At 67.1% G+C, this 249-nt stretch carries 1 protein-coding gene; it reads left to right on the top strand.

The window, feature by feature from the left end; translation table 11 throughout:
* Positions 1-249, top strand: a 249-nt coding sequence (locus ACVA6Q_RS24845; protein ID WP_446649252.1) for a hypothetical protein, incomplete at both ends; no start/stop codon positions are given.

The following is a 249-nucleotide window of genomic DNA, read 5'->3' as shown; positions in this document are numbered from 1 at the left end:
GAACGGACCTTGCGCCTGCGCGTTGCCTTGATCTCGTTGATCGGCGCTGCAGGTCTGTCCGCCGGATTGGCAATCGCACAAGCGCCTGCAGCATCGGCACCGGCCACCGCATCGGATGCCGGCGCCAGCACGCAGTTGGCACTGCCAACGCCGCCGGCCACCAATCCGCAGCCGTCCGTCCATCCGAACTGGTCTGAGTTGACCGTCGTGCAGCAGCGCATCCTGGCGCCGTTCGCGCCGGAATGGAAC

The organism is Vibrio sp. DNB22_10_4, assembly GCF_052879755.1.
The sequence above is the reverse complement of the archived record's forward strand: the minus strand, read 5'-3'. Positions and strand labels throughout refer to the sequence as shown.